Source organism: Arthrobacter sp. P4_H3, assembly GCF_056400885.1.
Genome location: NZ_JBFUKK010000003.1, coordinates 123,809 through 137,517 on the forward strand (window position 1 = coordinate 123,809; position 13,709 = coordinate 137,517).

At 66.6% G+C, this 13,709-nt stretch carries 15 protein-coding genes; 6 read left to right on the forward strand and 9 right to left on the reverse strand.

All coding sequences use genetic code 11. From position 1 onward, the window contains the following. Positions 1-60: 60 nt before the first annotated feature. Complete coding sequence (gene pgm, locus AC1DRE_RS05745) at positions 61-1,722, forward strand: phosphoglucomutase (alpha-D-glucose-1,6-bisphosphate-dependent) (protein WP_476983722.1); 1,662 nt, start codon at positions 61-63, stop codon at positions 1,720-1,722. Here pgm and AC1DRE_RS05750 read toward each other — a convergent pair. Continuing rightward, entirely contained in the window at positions 1,712-2,236 is a 525-nt protein-coding gene (locus tag AC1DRE_RS05750) for a hypothetical protein (protein WP_476983723.1), read from the reverse strand. The two genes, pgm and AC1DRE_RS05750, sit on opposite strands and share 11 nt — an antisense overlap. A gap of 211 nt (positions 2,237-2,447) precedes the next feature. Continuing rightward, positions 2,448-3,053, reverse strand: a complete 606-nt coding sequence (locus AC1DRE_RS05755) for a malonic semialdehyde reductase (RefSeq protein ID WP_476983724.1) — start codon at positions 3,051-3,053, stop codon at positions 2,448-2,450. 203 nt (positions 3,054-3,256) lie between these two features. On the opposite strand from AC1DRE_RS05755, the gene AC1DRE_RS05760 reads away from it, so the two are divergent. Then, positions 3,257-4,612 (forward strand): uracil-xanthine permease family protein, encoded by a 1,356-nt coding sequence (locus AC1DRE_RS05760; RefSeq protein ID WP_476983725.1) that lies wholly within the window; start codon positions 3,257-3,259, stop codon positions 4,610-4,612. A gap of 201 nt (positions 4,613-4,813) precedes the next feature. Here AC1DRE_RS05760 and AC1DRE_RS05765 read toward each other — a convergent pair whose 3' ends face one another. Together AC1DRE_RS05765 and AC1DRE_RS05770 are read right to left on the reverse strand one after the other, a co-directional pair. After that, on the reverse strand, positions 4,814-5,329 hold the full coding sequence (locus tag AC1DRE_RS05765; protein WP_476983726.1) for a hypothetical protein: 516 nt from the start codon (positions 5,327-5,329) through the stop codon (positions 4,814-4,816). 77 nt (positions 5,330-5,406) lie between these two features. After that, on the reverse strand, positions 5,407-6,303 hold the full coding sequence (locus AC1DRE_RS05770; protein ID WP_476983727.1) for an SDR family oxidoreductase: 897 nt from the start codon (positions 6,301-6,303) through the stop codon (positions 5,407-5,409). A 214-nt stretch (positions 6,304-6,517) separates the two neighbouring features. On the opposite strand from AC1DRE_RS05770, the gene AC1DRE_RS05775 reads away from it, so the two are divergent. Together AC1DRE_RS05775 and AC1DRE_RS05780 are read left to right on the forward strand one after the other, a co-directional pair. Then, the gene (locus AC1DRE_RS05775; RefSeq protein WP_476983728.1) at positions 6,518-7,009 is read left to right on the forward strand and encodes a DUF6328 family protein; all 492 of its coding nucleotides are present in this window, start codon (positions 6,518-6,520) and stop codon (positions 7,007-7,009) included. 57 nt (positions 7,010-7,066) lie between these two features. After that, positions 7,067-7,729, forward strand: a complete 663-nt coding sequence (locus tag AC1DRE_RS05780; RefSeq protein ID WP_209741704.1) for a DUF6766 family protein — start codon at positions 7,067-7,069, stop codon at positions 7,727-7,729. 13 nt (positions 7,730-7,742) lie between these two features. On the opposite strand, the gene AC1DRE_RS05785 is transcribed toward AC1DRE_RS05780, so the two are convergent. The 3 genes from AC1DRE_RS05785 to AC1DRE_RS05795 all read right to left on the reverse strand — a co-directional run bounded on the left by AC1DRE_RS05785 (position 7,743) and on the right by AC1DRE_RS05795 (position 10,017). After that, the gene (locus tag AC1DRE_RS05785; RefSeq protein ID WP_476983729.1) at positions 7,743-8,867 is read right to left on the reverse strand and encodes a glycerate kinase; all 1,125 of its coding nucleotides are present in this window, start codon (positions 8,865-8,867) and stop codon (positions 7,743-7,745) included. Positions 8,868-8,948: 81 nt separating this feature from the next. Beyond that, a complete protein-coding gene (locus AC1DRE_RS05790; RefSeq protein WP_476983730.1) occupies positions 8,949-9,761 on the reverse strand; it encodes an alpha/beta fold hydrolase in 813 nt (270 codons plus the stop codon). A gap of 34 nt (positions 9,762-9,795) precedes the next feature. After that, positions 9,796-10,017: a DUF6480 family protein gene (locus AC1DRE_RS05795; protein ID WP_476983731.1), complete on the reverse strand. Its 222-nt coding sequence runs from the start codon at positions 10,015-10,017 to the stop codon at positions 9,796-9,798. 183 nt (positions 10,018-10,200) lie between these two features. On the opposite strand from AC1DRE_RS05795, the gene AC1DRE_RS05800 reads away from it, so the two are divergent. Further along, positions 10,201-10,974 carry a histidine phosphatase family protein gene (locus tag AC1DRE_RS05800; protein WP_476983732.1) on the forward strand — a complete coding sequence of 258 codons (774 nt, stop codon included), beginning with the start codon at positions 10,201-10,203 and terminating at the stop codon, positions 10,972-10,974. Beyond that, positions 10,958-11,965 carry an ADP-dependent NAD(P)H-hydrate dehydratase gene (locus tag AC1DRE_RS05805; protein WP_476983733.1) on the forward strand — a complete coding sequence of 336 codons (1,008 nt, stop codon included), beginning with the start codon at positions 10,958-10,960 and terminating at the stop codon, positions 11,963-11,965. The genes AC1DRE_RS05800 and AC1DRE_RS05805 overlap by 17 nt, the downstream gene beginning before the upstream one ends. Before the next feature lie 411 nt (positions 11,966-12,376). Here AC1DRE_RS05805 and AC1DRE_RS05810 read toward each other — a convergent pair whose 3' ends face one another. Next, complete coding sequence (locus AC1DRE_RS05810) at positions 12,377-13,186, reverse strand: class I SAM-dependent methyltransferase (RefSeq protein ID WP_476983734.1); 810 nt, start codon at positions 13,184-13,186, stop codon at positions 12,377-12,379. Positions 13,187-13,257: 71 nt separating this feature from the next. Continuing rightward, the gene (locus AC1DRE_RS05815) at positions 13,258-13,629 is read right to left on the reverse strand and encodes a DUF7793 family protein (RefSeq protein ID WP_476983735.1); all 372 of its coding nucleotides are present in this window, start codon (positions 13,627-13,629) and stop codon (positions 13,258-13,260) included. Positions 13,630-13,709 lie beyond the last annotated feature (80 nt).

The window sequence follows — 13,709 nt, forward strand, 5'->3', positions numbered from 1 at the left end:
AGGGGCCGGATTCCGGTTCAAACCGTGTTGTGTCCCGCCGTCGTCTGGCATGCTGGTGCCATGGCTAGCCGCGCGGGCACAGTTGCCCAACCCCAAGACCTTGTTGACCTCACTGCGCTCCTGGACGCGTATTACGATGTTTCTCCCGACCTGAGCGATCCGGGCCAGCGCGTTGCGTTCGGCACGTCCGGGCACCGGGGGTCCAGCCTGAAGGCTTCGTTCAATGAGCCCCACATTGTGGCCATCACCCAGGCCATCGTGGAATACCGTGCCGGCCAGGGCATCACCGGCCCGCTGTACATGGCCAAGGATACGCATGCCCTCAGCGAACCGGCGCAGAACTCCGCACTGGAGGTGCTGGCAGCCAACGGCGTGAACGTCCTCATCGACGCCCGCCACGGTTACACACCCACTCCGGCCCTAAGCCACGCCATCCTCACGCACAACAACAATGCCCCGGCCGGCGCCCCGCAGGCTGACGGCATTGTGGTCACGCCCAGCCACAATCCGCCCGGCGACGGCGGCTTCAAGTACAACCCGCCGCACGGCGGACCCGCAGACACCGATGCCACCGGATGGATCGCCAACCGCGCCAACGAGCTCCTCGAGAACGGGCTCCGCGGCGTCAAGCGCATCCCTGTGGCGGACGCCCTGGCCGCGGACACCACCGGCAAATTCGACTTCCTCAGCAGCTACGTGGACGACCTCCCGTCGGTGCTGGACCTGAACGCCATCCGTGAAGCCGGCGTCCGGATCGGCGCCGACCCCATGGGCGGCGCGTCCGTTGACTACTGGGGCGAGATCGGCGAACGGCACCACCTGAACCTCACCGTGGTCAACCCCACCGTTGACCCGCAGTGGGCCTTTATGACGCTGGACTGGGACGAGAAAATCCGGATGGACTGCTCCTCACCGTCAGCCATGGCCTCGCTGATCAACCGGATGTCTGTTAGTGCGGACGGGTCCGCAGCCTACGACGTCGCCACGGGCAACGACGCTGACGCCGACCGCCACGGCATCGTCACCCCGGACGGCGGGCTGATGAACCCGAACCACTACCTCGCCGTGGCCATCGACTACCTCTACCGCCACCGCACCGGCTGGAACCCGCAGTCCGTGATCGGCAAGACGCTCGTTTCCTCCTCGATCATCGACCGGGTGGCCGAAAGCCTGGGCCGCAAACTGGTGGAGGTCCCCGTGGGCTTCAAATGGTTTGTCCCCGGACTGCTGTCCGGGGAGGGCGCATTCGGCGGCGAGGAATCCGCCGGCGCTTCGTTCAACAAGATGGACGGCAGCGTCTGGACCACCGACAAGGACGGCATCCTGCTGGCACTTCTGGCATCGGAAATCACCGCCGTCACTGGCAAATCGCCGTCGCAGCTGTACAAGGGCCTCACGGATCAGTTCGGCGACCCCGTCTACGCCCGCATCGACGCCGCAGCCACGCGCGAGCAGAAAGCGGCGCTTGGCAAGCTTTCACCGTCCGACGTGACGGCCACTGAGCTCGCCGGGGAAACCATCACGGCCAAGCTCACCGAGGCTCCGGGCAACGGCGCCTCCATCGGCGGCCTGAAGGTGGTCACCGAGAACGCCTGGTTCGCTGCCCGCCCTTCCGGCACCGAGGACGTCTACAAGATCTACGCCGAGTCGTTCAAGGGCGCCGACCACCTCAAGCAGGTCCAGGCAGAAGCCAAGGCCCTGGTGGACGGGGTTATTTCGTAAGTTCCCACAGACGGAGGATGCGCCGGACGGAATGGTTTCCGTCCGGCGCCATATCCACCAGGGCGACGCGGTCCAGTACGACGACGTCGCCCGGTTGGGGACGCTTGTCACCGTGATGGGACACATGGGGACGGTAGTTGTCCAGGATGTGGTGCGGCGTGGGCACCCGGCCCGGCAGCTCCATAACGGTTCCCACGAGTGACTCGTGAAGTGCCTGCAAGGACCGGCTGGGCTCGACCAGGCTGACCGGGACGGACTCCTGCCGGCCGAAGCCGGCGTCGTCACCCATGGTGAGCCTGGTGCCGAGGGCCGCCCGCACGGGCAGGTCGATGAGTCCGGCAATCCGTTCGGCGAGTCCGGCGCCCTGCCCGCCGCCGTCGGTCTTAACTCCCTCGCCGGACTCCGCGTCCACGTCGAACCTCACCAGCGTGATGTGGAGGGGCCAGTCGTCGCGGGGGAACACCAGCCCGTCGGTGACGGGCTCGATAAAAGCCACCAGAATCAGGTTCCGCATAGGGCCAGTGTGCCACTGTGCCCGTCCGCGCGGGGCGGCCGGGCACAGTAGCCAGAGTGGCAATTTCGACTAAAATGAGAAGTGGCCCCGGACACATGCCGTGCAGATACCTGCAGAAATGTTGCCCAGAGTGCCTCCGGCGTGTCCCCCATCGTGCCGGGGGCCTCTCTGTGTAACCGTGCGGGCTACTGGACGGGTACTAGACCGATGACTAGACGGTGCGGACCACGTCGTCGTAGGCGAACTTCGGCTTTGCTTCGCCCCAGGCGTCAGGGCCGGGCTGGCCGATGTTCACCACCAGGAAGCTCTTCTGGTCCCCCGCCGGGAAGAACGCCGCATCGATGGCGGAGAAATCAGCACCCGTCATGGGGCCGGCCGCGAAACCGAGCGAACGGACGGCCAGGATGAAGTAGCCGGCCTGCAGGTGGGCGTTGTTGTTGCCTGTGCTTGCCGCGAGCTCCGGTGCGGAATCGTACATGGCCTTGGGTGCGTTGTAGCCGGGCAGGAAGTTGTCCCACTGCTCCTGCCAGGCGGTGTCGTAGCTGAGCACGGCAACCAGCGGGGCGGACGCGGTCTTGGCCCGGTTGCCCGCCGAGAGGGTCTCCACGAGCTGGCCGCGCGCCTGTTCGGAGCGGATGTAGGTCACGCGCAGGGGCTGGGAGTTGAAGGCCGTGGGGCCGAACTTGGTGAGTTCGTAAATGGCGCGGGCCTGCTCGTCCGTGACCTCGCCGGTAAAGGCGTTGGCCGTACGGGCTTCGGCGAAAATCGCGTCCACTGCGGCCGCATCGATCACTGCTTCTTCATGTGCGATTGTCATCTGCATACCTTTCGCTGGACCCGCCCACCCGGGGTGGCCGGCGGTTCTGCTATCCATAGTTGCAACTTCAAGCGAAGCTTTCCTCTTCCCGTGACTGCGCGTGACCCTCGGCACAGCGGTGTCCGAGGCGTCCTGCGCGGTAATGTTGCTCCGGAAGATTCCTTCCCCCTCCCGCGATACCTTCTCTTGAAAGGCTCCCGGCCATGAGCATGCTCGGCACCAAATGGAAGCTCCACGGCAACGGAAAGTCGGTTCGCCCCGGCGAGGTGGTGGCCCCCGGCGAACGGCTCACCTGGCCATTGACCATCGGAGTGGGAATGCAGCACGTGGTGGCCATGTTCGGTGCCACGTTCCTGGTGCCCATCATCACCGGCATGCCGCCGGCCACCACGCTGTTCTTCTCGGGCATCGGAACCCTGCTGTTCCTGGTCATTACGCAGGGCAGGGTGCCCAGCTACCTCGGCTCAAGTTTTGCGTTCATAGCCCCGATCATGGCGTCCCAACAGCAGTTCGGGATTCCCGGCGCCCTAGGCGGAGTGGTGCTCGCCGGCGTCGGGCTGGCCATCATCGGCGCCGTGGTGCAGAAGTTCGGAGCCGGCTGGATCAACCGGCTCATGCCACCCATCGTCACCGGTGCCATCGTGGCGCTGATCGGGCTGAACCTGGCGCCGGCCGCAAGGAACAACTTCGATGCAGCTCCCGTCACTGCGGTGATCACCCTGGCCACCATCATCCTGGTCAGCGTGCTGTTCAAGGGCATCCTGGGCCGTTTGAGCATTCTGGTGGGCGTGGTGGTGGGCTACCTCGTGGCCATGGTCCGCGGTGAGGTGGATTACGCGAAGATGGACGCGGCCGCGTGGGTGGGCCTGCCGCACTTCCAGACCCCGGAGTTCCACCTCGGCGTGGTTGGCCTCTTCGTTCCCGTGGTGCTGGTGCTGGTTGCCGAGAACATCGGCCACGTGAAATCCGTGTCCGCCATGACCGGCCAAAACCTCGACGGCGTCTCCGGCCGGGCCCTGATGGCCGACGGCGCCGCCACCGTGCTGGCCGGCTTCGGCGGCGGTTCGGGTACCACCACCTATGCCGAAAACATTGGCGTCATGGCGGCCACCAAGGTGTACTCGACGGCGGCCTACTGGGTGGCCGGCGTCTTCGCGATCATCCTGAGCTTCTCCCCGAAGTTCGGCGAACTGATAGCCACGGTTCCCGCAGGGGTGCTGGGCGGTGCCGCCACCATGCTCTACGGCATGATCGGCATCCTGGGCGTGAAGATCTGGGTCCAGAACAAGGTCAACTTCTCCAACCCCGTCAACCTGACCACGGCTGCGGTGGCCCTGATCATCGGCGTCGCCGACTACACCTGGACCATCGGAGAACTAACGTTCACCGGCATCGCCCTGGGATCCGCCGCCGCACTGGTGATCTACCACGGCATGAAGGCGATCGCGAAGGCCCGCGGCAGCGTTGCTGAACCGGAGACCGAGCAGGCCGGGCTGCCGCCTGCCGTCAAGGCCGCCATGAACGCCGCTGCCAAGCGGGCACCGAAAAAGCGCCCGTAGGAACATCCGCCGGAACAGTGACGACCCGCGGCCAACCCGGGGCACTTCGACACGGACACGCCGCGTGCTGAACCCGTTTCCGCGGCACACCTCGGCCATAGTGCCCCACGACGGCGGCGCCGCAGCAGCGTCGGGTGCAGCAGCGTCGGGTGCAGCAGCGTCGCGGGGCCGCCCTTTGGACGGGCGGACGACGGCGGCCGTTTAGCCGGCGTCGAACGTGTCGTCGTCGCGGTCCTTGGGGGCCTTGCTGTCCGGCAGATCAGTGCCGCTGCCGTCCGGGATTCCTGCCGCGTCCTGGCTGGGTTCCGAAGAGAACGGACGTCCCGCGTCCGGATCCTCGGTGTTGGACTCGTCCATTTCCGCTTCCGCGGAGGGCACTGCCGCGTCGCCCGCATCTGCTTCCGCACTGTCCTCGAAGCCGGGGTCGGTGCTTTCGTTCTCTGCCTTCAATTGATCCTCCGTACCTCCGAAGCGTCCTGCTCCGGGTTCGCCTGCACTGTCCTGGTCCTCGGCGCCGAACTGGCTGAGGTCCGGCGCTCCGGCCGGATAGGATTCTCCGTCCGGGCTGTCCTGGCTCAGGCCAGCCGCGTCGAACGCCTCTTCCTCGCGGGGCTGGGCGAACTTCTTAGTGTCCGCGCCGCCCGTTTCCTGCTCGACTGTTGGCGTGCCGTAACCGCCTTCCTCTTCGATGGGGGTTCCCTGGCTGTCGTTGGTCATCTCATTCCTCCTGGCTGGTCGGGTCTGAATGGAAAGTCAGTAGCGCCTGGTGCCGGGTTACCCCGGAGCGCAACGTGTCAGAGGCCTTTACCGCCTGTCACCGGAAGCACCGCCCCGGAAATGTAGGAGCCGTGGTCCGAGGCGAGCAGGACGTAGGCCGCCGCGAGCTCAGCGGGCTGTCCCGCTCGTCCCAACGGGGTGTCCTGACCGAACTTCGGCAGCTTCTCCGGCCATTCCGTGGCGGGGATCAGCGGCGTCCAGATGGGGCCGGGGGCAACCGCGTTGACCCGGATGCCCTTGGGTCCCAGTTCCTGGGCCAAGGCCTTGGTGAAGGCAACCTGGGCGCCCTTGGTCATGGCGTAGTCGATGAGTCCCGGCGACGGGTTGAAAGCCTGGATGGACGCGGTGGTGATAATGGAAGCGCCCGCCTTCAGATGCGGCACGGCGGCCCTGGCCGTCCACAGCAGGGAGTAGAGGTTGGTCTTGAAAACCCGGTCGAATTCCTCGGTGGGAAGCGTCTCGAAGCTGTCCCGGTTCTTCTGATAGGCCGCATTGAGCACCACAACGTCCAGCCGGCCGAACTCCTGCAGCGTGTCCTCCACGATCTTGGTGCTGAACTCCTCAGAGCGGCCGTCCCCGGGCAGCAGCAACGGGCGCTGTCCGGCTTTGCGGATCCATGCGGCAGTGTCCTGCGCGTCGGCTTCCTCTTCGGGGAGGTAGGAGATGGCGACGTCGGCGCCTTCACGGGCGAAGGCGATGGCCACGGCCTTGCCGATGCCGGAGTCGCCGCCGGTTATCAGCGCCGCCTTGCCTGCGAGCGCGTTGCTTCCGGAGTAGCTTTCCTCACCGTGGTCCGGCTGGGGTTCCATGGGCGCCGTGAGTCCCGGCTGCTCCTGCACCTGCTCCGGGAAAGGGCCTGAATGGTAACCCGTCCGGGGGTCCCGCGGCTGGTGGTCCTGCTTGTTGTCCGTCATAGTCCACCTCGCTAGCGTCTCGGTTTCGTGCTGGTTCCGGTCCGTGACCGGCCCTTCGAAACTATCCCAGCAAACAGGGCAAGTCCACCGTTTTGGACAAATTAGTCAGCAAACTTAGTATTGCCCTGCAGGCGGAGTATTGCCTGACGAAGGCTTCAAGCCTAGGTTGAGAGTTAGTTGCGCGCAGCGGCGTGCCAGGCCCGGAGGTGAGCCCATGTCAGAACGCGACGCGGTGGTTGGCGACGGCAGGAACGAATCCGTCAATCAACAGATGGACCGCAACTGGGGAGAGCTGATCCAGGAACTCCGGGTACTGCAGACAGGGGTGCAGATCCTCGCCGGCTTCCTCCTGACCATTCCTTTCCAGGAGCGGTTCAAGACACTGGACGATTACCAGGTGGGGCTCTACCTGACCAACGTGATCCTTGCCGCACTGACCACCGCCGTCATCCTCCTCCCGGTCAGCGTGCACCGCAGGCTCTTCCGGAAGCAGCTCAAGAAGACGCTCGTTTCGAGTGCGGACCGGATAGCAAAAGTGGCGCTGGCCGGCGTCGCACTCCTCAGCGCAGGAACGGCGTCACTCGTGTTCGATGTGACCGCCGGGCGGGATGCCGGATTCCTCGCGGGCGGAGGGCTGCTCGCCGCCATGGTCCTGCTGCTTGTTCTCGTGCCGAACTGGCTCCTCAAACGGGCATCGAAGGTCTAGCCAGAATGACCGTGGCGGGCCTGCGCCAGAATTCAATCAAACTCTCCGGGAGGCGCCATGAAGAAGTGGGTTAAGGAACACGGGCTGATGCTGGCCAACATCGGATTGTTCGCACTGTTTTTCGGCGGCATGATCGTCAGCGGGGCCAGCGACTACAGCGAAGACCAGCTTGCGCACGGACAGCCGGCGGTGGGAATTGCGGGCTACCTCGCCACCGGCGCATTCCTGGAAGCGACCTTCGAGAACTGGGAATCGGAATTCCTGCAGATGGGCATGTATGTCATCCTGACGGTCTTCCTCTTCCAGAAGGGCTCCTCGGAATCTAAACCGATGGGCCGCACCGCGCCGCAGGACCAGGATCCGCGGGATGCAACGGTGAAGGCCGCCACGCCCTGGCCGGTGCGCCGCGGAGGTGTGGTGCTCAAGTTGTACGAACACTCACTGTCGATCATGTTCCTGCTGCTGTTCCTCGCATCCTTCACCCTCCATGCCGTCGGGGGCAGCGAGGAATACAGCCAGGAGCAGCAAAGCCATGGACAGCCGGGCGTGACGCTCCTCGGCTACCTTGCCACGAGCCGCTTCTGGTTCGAGTCGTTCCAGAACTGGCAGAGCGAATTCCTGGCCGTTGCCGTCCTGGTTGGCGCGTCCGTCTATCTGCGCGAACGGGGTTCGCCCGAGTCCAAGCCCGTGGCTGAACCGCACTACGAGACCGGGGCTTAGCGGCCTCGCACCGTCAGGCGCCTTCGAGGACCTGACTGGTAGCCCGGGCGAGGTACTTGGCGGCATTGGCGATGGCGTCCTCGGGGCTGGCTGCGACGTCCAGCAGCTGCGCCGCGGCCACCACTCCGTGCCTGGCGAGGTCCTCCGCGGTGACCAGGATCCGCCCCGCCACCACAATCACCGGGATGCCCCGTTCGCGTGCCGCATCCGCAAGGGCAATCGGGGCTTTCCCCGTCAGCGACTGCGAATCCATGGAACCCTCGCCCGTGATCACCAGATCAGCCTCGGCCAACTGACCGGCCAGACCCGTAAGGTCCGCCACCAAGGCAAAACCGCCTTCCAGCGTGGCGCCGCTGAAAGCAAGGAACGACGCCGGGAACCCGCCGGCCGCGCCGGCTCCGGGAACGTTTACGTCGCGTCCCGTGGCCTGTCGGAGCACGGAGGCCCAGTTGCGGAGACCCGCATCCAGAAGTTCCGCGGCGTCCGCATCAGCCCCTTTCTGGGGGCCAAAGACGTGCGCCGCACCGTCGTTGCCGAACAGCGGGTTCTGAACGTCCACGGCGATCCGGATCTTTGCCGCGGCGAGCCGCGGATCGACACCTGAAACGTCGACGCGGACAACCTCCGCCAGGGAGCCACCGCCCAGGGGAACCACGTTTCCGGCCGCGTCCAAAGGCTTCAGGCCCAGTGCGCGCAACGCGCCGCTGCCGCCGTCGGTCATCGCAGAACCGCCGACGCCCAGCACGATCTCCGTAGCCCCGGCGTCCAGCGCGGCGGCGATCAGCTGGCCGCAGCCGTAACTGTGGGCACGCAGCGCGTTAGCGGGTGTCGGTTCCATGTGCGCCAGACCGGAGGCCTGGGCAGTTTCAATGACGGCGGTTGCGCCGCCGAAGGCATCCTTGCGAATGGCCCAGGCTGCACCGATCGGGGCCAGGATGGGGCCGACGACGGCGTTCAGGCGCTCCTCGTATCCGGCGGCAACGGCGGCTTCGAGGGTGCCTTCCCCGCCGTCGGCCACGGGAAACTGGGTGGCGACGGCGTCGGGATAGACGCGCAGCGCCCCCTCTGCGATGGCGCTTGCGGCCTGGGCCGCGGTCAGTGACCCTTTGAACTTGTCCGGAGCGATAAGAATGCGCATGGGTCCATCCTGCCAGCATCCTCCGGAAAGCGTTTGCCTACTTGGCGGGCCGGTGGCGAAGCTGCACGCACAGGCCCCCGGCTAGTGACGGTTCAGGGCCTGCTGCGCGGTACCGGAACCGGGCAGCCCCGTGAAAGCGCAGATTGCGTCGGCCACCTGCGATGTTCCGGTGTACTGGACCACGTGCCCGCAGCCCGGGACCTCCACCAGCTTGCCTGCCGGTGCCCTGCGGGCAAGGATCCGGCACCACTCGCCTGATGCGATAGGGTCCGAAGCGCCGCGGAGGATCATCACCGGAGTGTTCAGGCTGCGGATCCGGTCCTCGGTCCGGTAACTCATCATGACCCGCAACTGCTTGAGGTACCAGCGCGGGCCGCAGCGCAGGTAGTCGCTGAACACCACCGCGTTGGACCGCGGCGTTTCATACAGCAGTGCGTCCCTGGTCAGCGCAAGCATCTGGCGGAGCACTGTCCGGTGCCGGACGTCCACGACCGGCCCCATCAGCACCACGTGCGGCACCTGGTCCGGTCGCTGAAGAGCTGCTTCCAGGGCGAATTGCGCCCCCATGGAATGCCCAACCAGGACACGCGGCCCCACCCCGGTCCGGTCCAGTACGCCATGGATAAACGCGGCATAGTCGGCCACAGTGAGCTGGCGCTCGGGATGCGGCGTGGCTCCAAAACCCGGCAGGTCGAGTGAAACCGTATCCGCGGTCCTGGCCAGGACCTGGTGCAGCCGGACAAGGTACCGGTGGGAGACGCCAATCCCATGGATGAGGACAATCGTAGGCATCTCTGCAAGGGCTTCCGGCTGGACAGTTGCGCCGGCACGCGAGGCATACATTCGTCCACGGAGGCCTCCGGCCTCGACGACTGTGGCTACGGCACCCTTCATCCGTCGAGGATAGCCCTTCCCGACGGCGATTCAGCTACTCCTCGTGGCCCTGATCCCCGCTCATCGAATCTTCTGCCGGAGGCGTTTCGCCGGGCGGAACACCGCCGCCGGGCTCCAACCCGGTGACGTTGCCTTCCAACGGGTCAGGATTCGCGGTGGCTGCAGGATCCTTGGACGTTCGCTCTTTTTCTTCCGTCTCGTCCGCGCCGGGCCTGTCCGGATTCGAGGGGTCGCTTTCCGGGTGATAGCTGCTCATGACTTCGTCCGTTCGTCGGGGAAATGGGGAGACGTGCATGCTGGTGGGTGGCCAGCCTAGCCTTCCCTGATTGCCGCGACAAGGACGCCGGGGCAGTAGTAACGTGGGCCTTCCCGAGCGATCGGCAGTCAGCGAGTGCGCGAAAGAACGCGCGGGGAACGAACCCGGACCAAGGGGGTAGCAATGACGCAATCCGATGACCGAAGTCCTGTGAGTACGGGATTGACCGAGCTTCTGCTGGTGCGCCATGGCGAGAGCCAGGGCAACGTGGCCGCTACCCTCGCCAGACAGGCCGGGGCACACGTCATCGAGGTCCCTGCCCGGGATGCCGATGTGGAGCTTTCCGCTACCGGGCGCGAGCAGGCCCTGGCCCTGGGCCGGCTGTTCGCTGATTTTCCCGAGGAGCAGCGTGCCGCGGCAGTATGGTCCTCGCCGTACGTCCGCGCCCGCCAGACGGCCGAGCTCGCCGTGCAAACCGGAGGCTGGCCCGCATTCATCCTCATCGACGAACGGCTCCGGGACAGGGAACTGGGCATCCTGGACATGCTGACCTCCGCGGGCGTGGAAGCCCGGCTTCCGGAGGAAGCAGCGCGACGGCGGTGGCTGGGGAAGTTCTACTACCGCCCGCCTGGCGGTGAGTCCTGGGCCGACGTCGTGCTTCGGCTTCGCTCCCTGCTGGCCGACCTCGAAAGGCAACCGGGCGCAGGGCGCGTCGTGTTGGTGTGCCACGACGCCCTGATCCTGCTCTTCCGCTACATCCTCGAAGGGCTCACCGAACCGGAAATCCTGGATATTGCCGCCACGTCCACCGTCCTCAACGCCTCGCTCACGCGGTTGGTCCGGCCGGACGGAGCAGGGCCATGGATTCTGGAGAGCTTCAACATGGCCGACCATCTGGTGAGCGAGGGCGTTCCGGTGACTGAACATGCGGGAGACGCCAATGTCCACCCGAGGTAGGGCCGACGCGGCCATCCCCGTCACCCCCACCCTCCTGCGGGACTGGCCCCTTCCAAGCGGCGGGGCCGGCAAGGACGACCGGGGATCGGTGCTGGTGATCGGGGGCGCCCGGAAGACGCCGGGCGCCGCACTCCTGGCCGGCACGGCGGCGCTGCGTGCGGGGGCGGGCCGCCTGACGCTTGCAGTGGCGGGCTCGACGGCGGTGCAGGTTGCGGTAGCGCTGCCGGAAGCGGGCGTGGTGGGCCTCGCTGAAACGGACGGCGGCGCTGTCCGGGGCACCGGGGTAACCACTCTGGCTGAGGAACTGGAGCAGGCAACGGCAGTCCTGGTGGGACCGGGCCTTGACGACATGGACGAAGCCGAGTCCCTCCTCAGGGAGCTGCTGAAACTGGATTCCGGGAACGCCGCCGGAGACGGCAAGCGAAGGGACGGAGGGGGAAGAGGCGAAGGGGGAAGGGCCGGCAGCGGCGCCTCCGGCGACAGGCCGGCTGTTGTCCTCGATGCCTACGCTTTGGGTTGCCTTCCGGAGCTCCTGGACGAGCTCGGCGCGTGGGCAGGGCGGCTCATCCTGACGCCGAACATCACCGAGTCCGAAGTCCTGTTGGGGCGGGACGTCAGCGACCTGCACCAGGACGTCTCGGAAATAGCCGGGCGTTACGGTGCGGTGGTGAGTTGCCAGGGTGTCATCGCCGCCCCGGCCGGGTACACCACGGACAACCCGAAGGGCGGGGGCGGCCGGGCGAACGGCGGCCTCTGGGAAATCACCACCGGTTACGGCGGCCTGGGTACGTCCGGCAGCGGGGACATCCTGGCCGGCGCCATCGCAGGACTGCGCGCCAGGGGCACCACGGATGCGCAGGCCACCTGCTGGGGCACCCACCTCCATGCCGCCGCCGGTGACCGGCTGGCGAGCCGCCTGGGGAGTCTCGGGTACTTGGCCCGGGAACTCGCCGAGGAGCTGCCGGCCCTGATGATGGAACTCGGGACCTGAGGGGCACCGCGGTCAGGCGGGCACCGCCGAGAGGACCGACGACGGCCATGCGCCGGACCCCGGGGATCCTAATGAGGAGATCCGGATTCATTCTTCCATCAGCGAGGGTTCCAACGCCACGGACCCGGTAGATCCGACGGAAATCCCGCCGGGTACGCCGCCGGCATACCCGGACGACGTGCCGCCGCTTGATGACCCGCGCGGGACCCCTCCGGGCGATAACCCGGAACCCGGTGAAAGTCCGGACCTGGGCACAACCGCTGGCGCCCAGCAGGACGTGCCGGGTCCCGGGGGCCTTCCTGCCCCGGATCCCGGAGACCTTCGGGCCGATCCCTCCGAAGCGGACGGCGACCCTTCGACGAGCATGGGCCGCGGCTAGCACTCACCGGCGGGGCCCCGGGCGCGCGCTCCTTAGCCCGGGGCCTTCAGGACCGCAAAATAGCCGGGGATGAGGTCCGCCCGCGTGGGACTGGACAAGGGCACCGTCTCGATCGTGGTGGGACCGTCCTCGATCAGTTCCCAGCGGTCGGCCGGGAAGGCCAGGCTCCGCTCCTTCGGGCCAAAGTGCCCGGGCATCGGCAACCCGCGGATGGCGCCTTCGAGCGGCGCGGGAATGGACCGGAGCGTGGCGCCAAGATGCGACACATAGTCGACGGCGTTCCCCTGGAAATCTGTTTCGGCCAGGAACACCCGGCCCCGGGTTCCCGTGATGGCACGAACGTTTTCCGCCAAGGCGAACCGGTCGCGTTCGCGCAGGACGTGGAGGACGCCGCGGATGAAGACATTAGCCCCGCCGTCCGCGCCGAGAACGTGCAGCTCCTCACCCAGGCCGGTTCCGGAGCCGGGCGCCGTCATGTCTCGGACAGCGTAGGAGACGTTCGGCAGTCCCACCGACTCGGCACGGGCACGCCGGACGGCATGGGCGGAGACGTCGATACCCATGGCGTGCGGGAAGTGCCCGGCAAGCCGGCGGGTGAAGCTGCCGTTGCCGCAGCCGATGTCCACCACAGGCAGGTTTCTGTCCAGGTGGAGGCGCAGCATGTCCACGTAGCCCAGCATTTCGTGGTCAGTGCCGGCGTCCCAAAGTACATCGCCCGCGGCACCGGTGGCCTTGACGTTGGACCAAAACAAATCCCAGGCGGCATGGTGATCCCGGGGCGCCCCCGCGGACAACCGCACGAGCTTGGGAATCATCAGATATTTCTTTAGGGCGGACAGCATGGCACCAATATAGGTGCACAGGCGTTGTCGCCAGGAAAATCAGGCGCCGGCGACGTAATCCACCTGGGGAATCAGGTCAAGGAGAGCCACTCGATGGCGTCCCGCTCGGAGGTGAAGAACTTGGTGGGGCACGGCACGGCGTTGATGCCCAGGAAAAAATTGGCCAGCACCCGGTCAACCGGCGAGGACCCCAGCAATGCGATCCGGGACGCCTGGCACGGGCGGCCGAACACGGCGCGGGCCCCGCGGGTCACCTCCGCTGTGGTGGCCATGTCCACCAGCATGGGATGCCTGTCCTCGCCGCACAACTGGTTCACCCGGAGCATGGCGCGCTCCGCATCCGTCGTCGTTATCACCGCGCCCCTGGGCCACTTCAGCCGGAGCATTCCATCGGCTCCCAGCGTCAAACCCGCCTCTGCGCCTTCCTCGCGATATCCGGACATATTCACCCTTCCTCCCGCCAGGGTTCGCCCGCATGGGATGCGTGCGACTGATGTCACCCTACAATGTACTCAACCGGGAC

What these genes read in the sequence shown, in the direction of transcription:
- pgm (WP_476983722.1), top strand. Translation starts at nt 61, where the DNA reads ATGGCTAGCCGCGCGGGCACAGTTGCCCAACCCCAAGACCTTGTTGAC.
- AC1DRE_RS05750 (WP_476983723.1), bottom strand. Translation starts at nt 2,236, where the DNA reads ATGCGGAACCTGATTCTGGTGGCTTTTATCGAGCCCGTCACCGACGGG.
- AC1DRE_RS05755 (WP_476983724.1), bottom strand. Translation starts at nt 3,053, where the DNA reads ATGACAATCGCACATGAAGAAGCAGTGATCGATGCGGCCGCAGTGGAC.
- AC1DRE_RS05760 (WP_476983725.1), top strand. Translation starts at nt 3,257, where the DNA reads ATGAGCATGCTCGGCACCAAATGGAAGCTCCACGGCAACGGAAAGTCG.
- AC1DRE_RS05765 (WP_476983726.1), bottom strand. Translation starts at nt 5,329, where the DNA reads ATGACCAACGACAGCCAGGGAACCCCCATCGAAGAGGAAGGCGGTTAC.
- AC1DRE_RS05770 (WP_476983727.1), bottom strand. Translation starts at nt 6,303, where the DNA reads ATGACGGACAACAAGCAGGACCACCAGCCGCGGGACCCCCGGACGGGT.
- AC1DRE_RS05775 (WP_476983728.1), top strand. Translation starts at nt 6,518, where the DNA reads ATGTCAGAACGCGACGCGGTGGTTGGCGACGGCAGGAACGAATCCGTC.
- AC1DRE_RS05780 (WP_209741704.1), top strand. Translation starts at nt 7,067, where the DNA reads ATGAAGAAGTGGGTTAAGGAACACGGGCTGATGCTGGCCAACATCGGA.
- AC1DRE_RS05785 (WP_476983729.1), bottom strand. Translation starts at nt 8,867, where the DNA reads ATGCGCATTCTTATCGCTCCGGACAAGTTCAAAGGGTCACTGACCGCG.
- AC1DRE_RS05790 (WP_476983730.1), bottom strand. Translation starts at nt 9,761, where the DNA reads ATGAAGGGTGCCGTAGCCACAGTCGTCGAGGCCGGAGGCCTCCGTGGA.
- AC1DRE_RS05795 (WP_476983731.1), bottom strand. Translation starts at nt 10,017, where the DNA reads ATGAGCAGCTATCACCCGGAAAGCGACCCCTCGAATCCGGACAGGCCC.
- AC1DRE_RS05800 (WP_476983732.1), top strand. Translation starts at nt 10,201, where the DNA reads ATGACGCAATCCGATGACCGAAGTCCTGTGAGTACGGGATTGACCGAG.
- AC1DRE_RS05805 (WP_476983733.1), top strand. Translation starts at nt 10,958, where the DNA reads ATGTCCACCCGAGGTAGGGCCGACGCGGCCATCCCCGTCACCCCCACC.
- AC1DRE_RS05810 (WP_476983734.1), bottom strand. Translation starts at nt 13,186, where the DNA reads ATGCTGTCCGCCCTAAAGAAATATCTGATGATTCCCAAGCTCGTGCGG.
- AC1DRE_RS05815 (WP_476983735.1), bottom strand. Translation starts at nt 13,629, where the DNA reads ATGTCCGGATATCGCGAGGAAGGCGCAGAGGCGGGTTTGACGCTGGGA.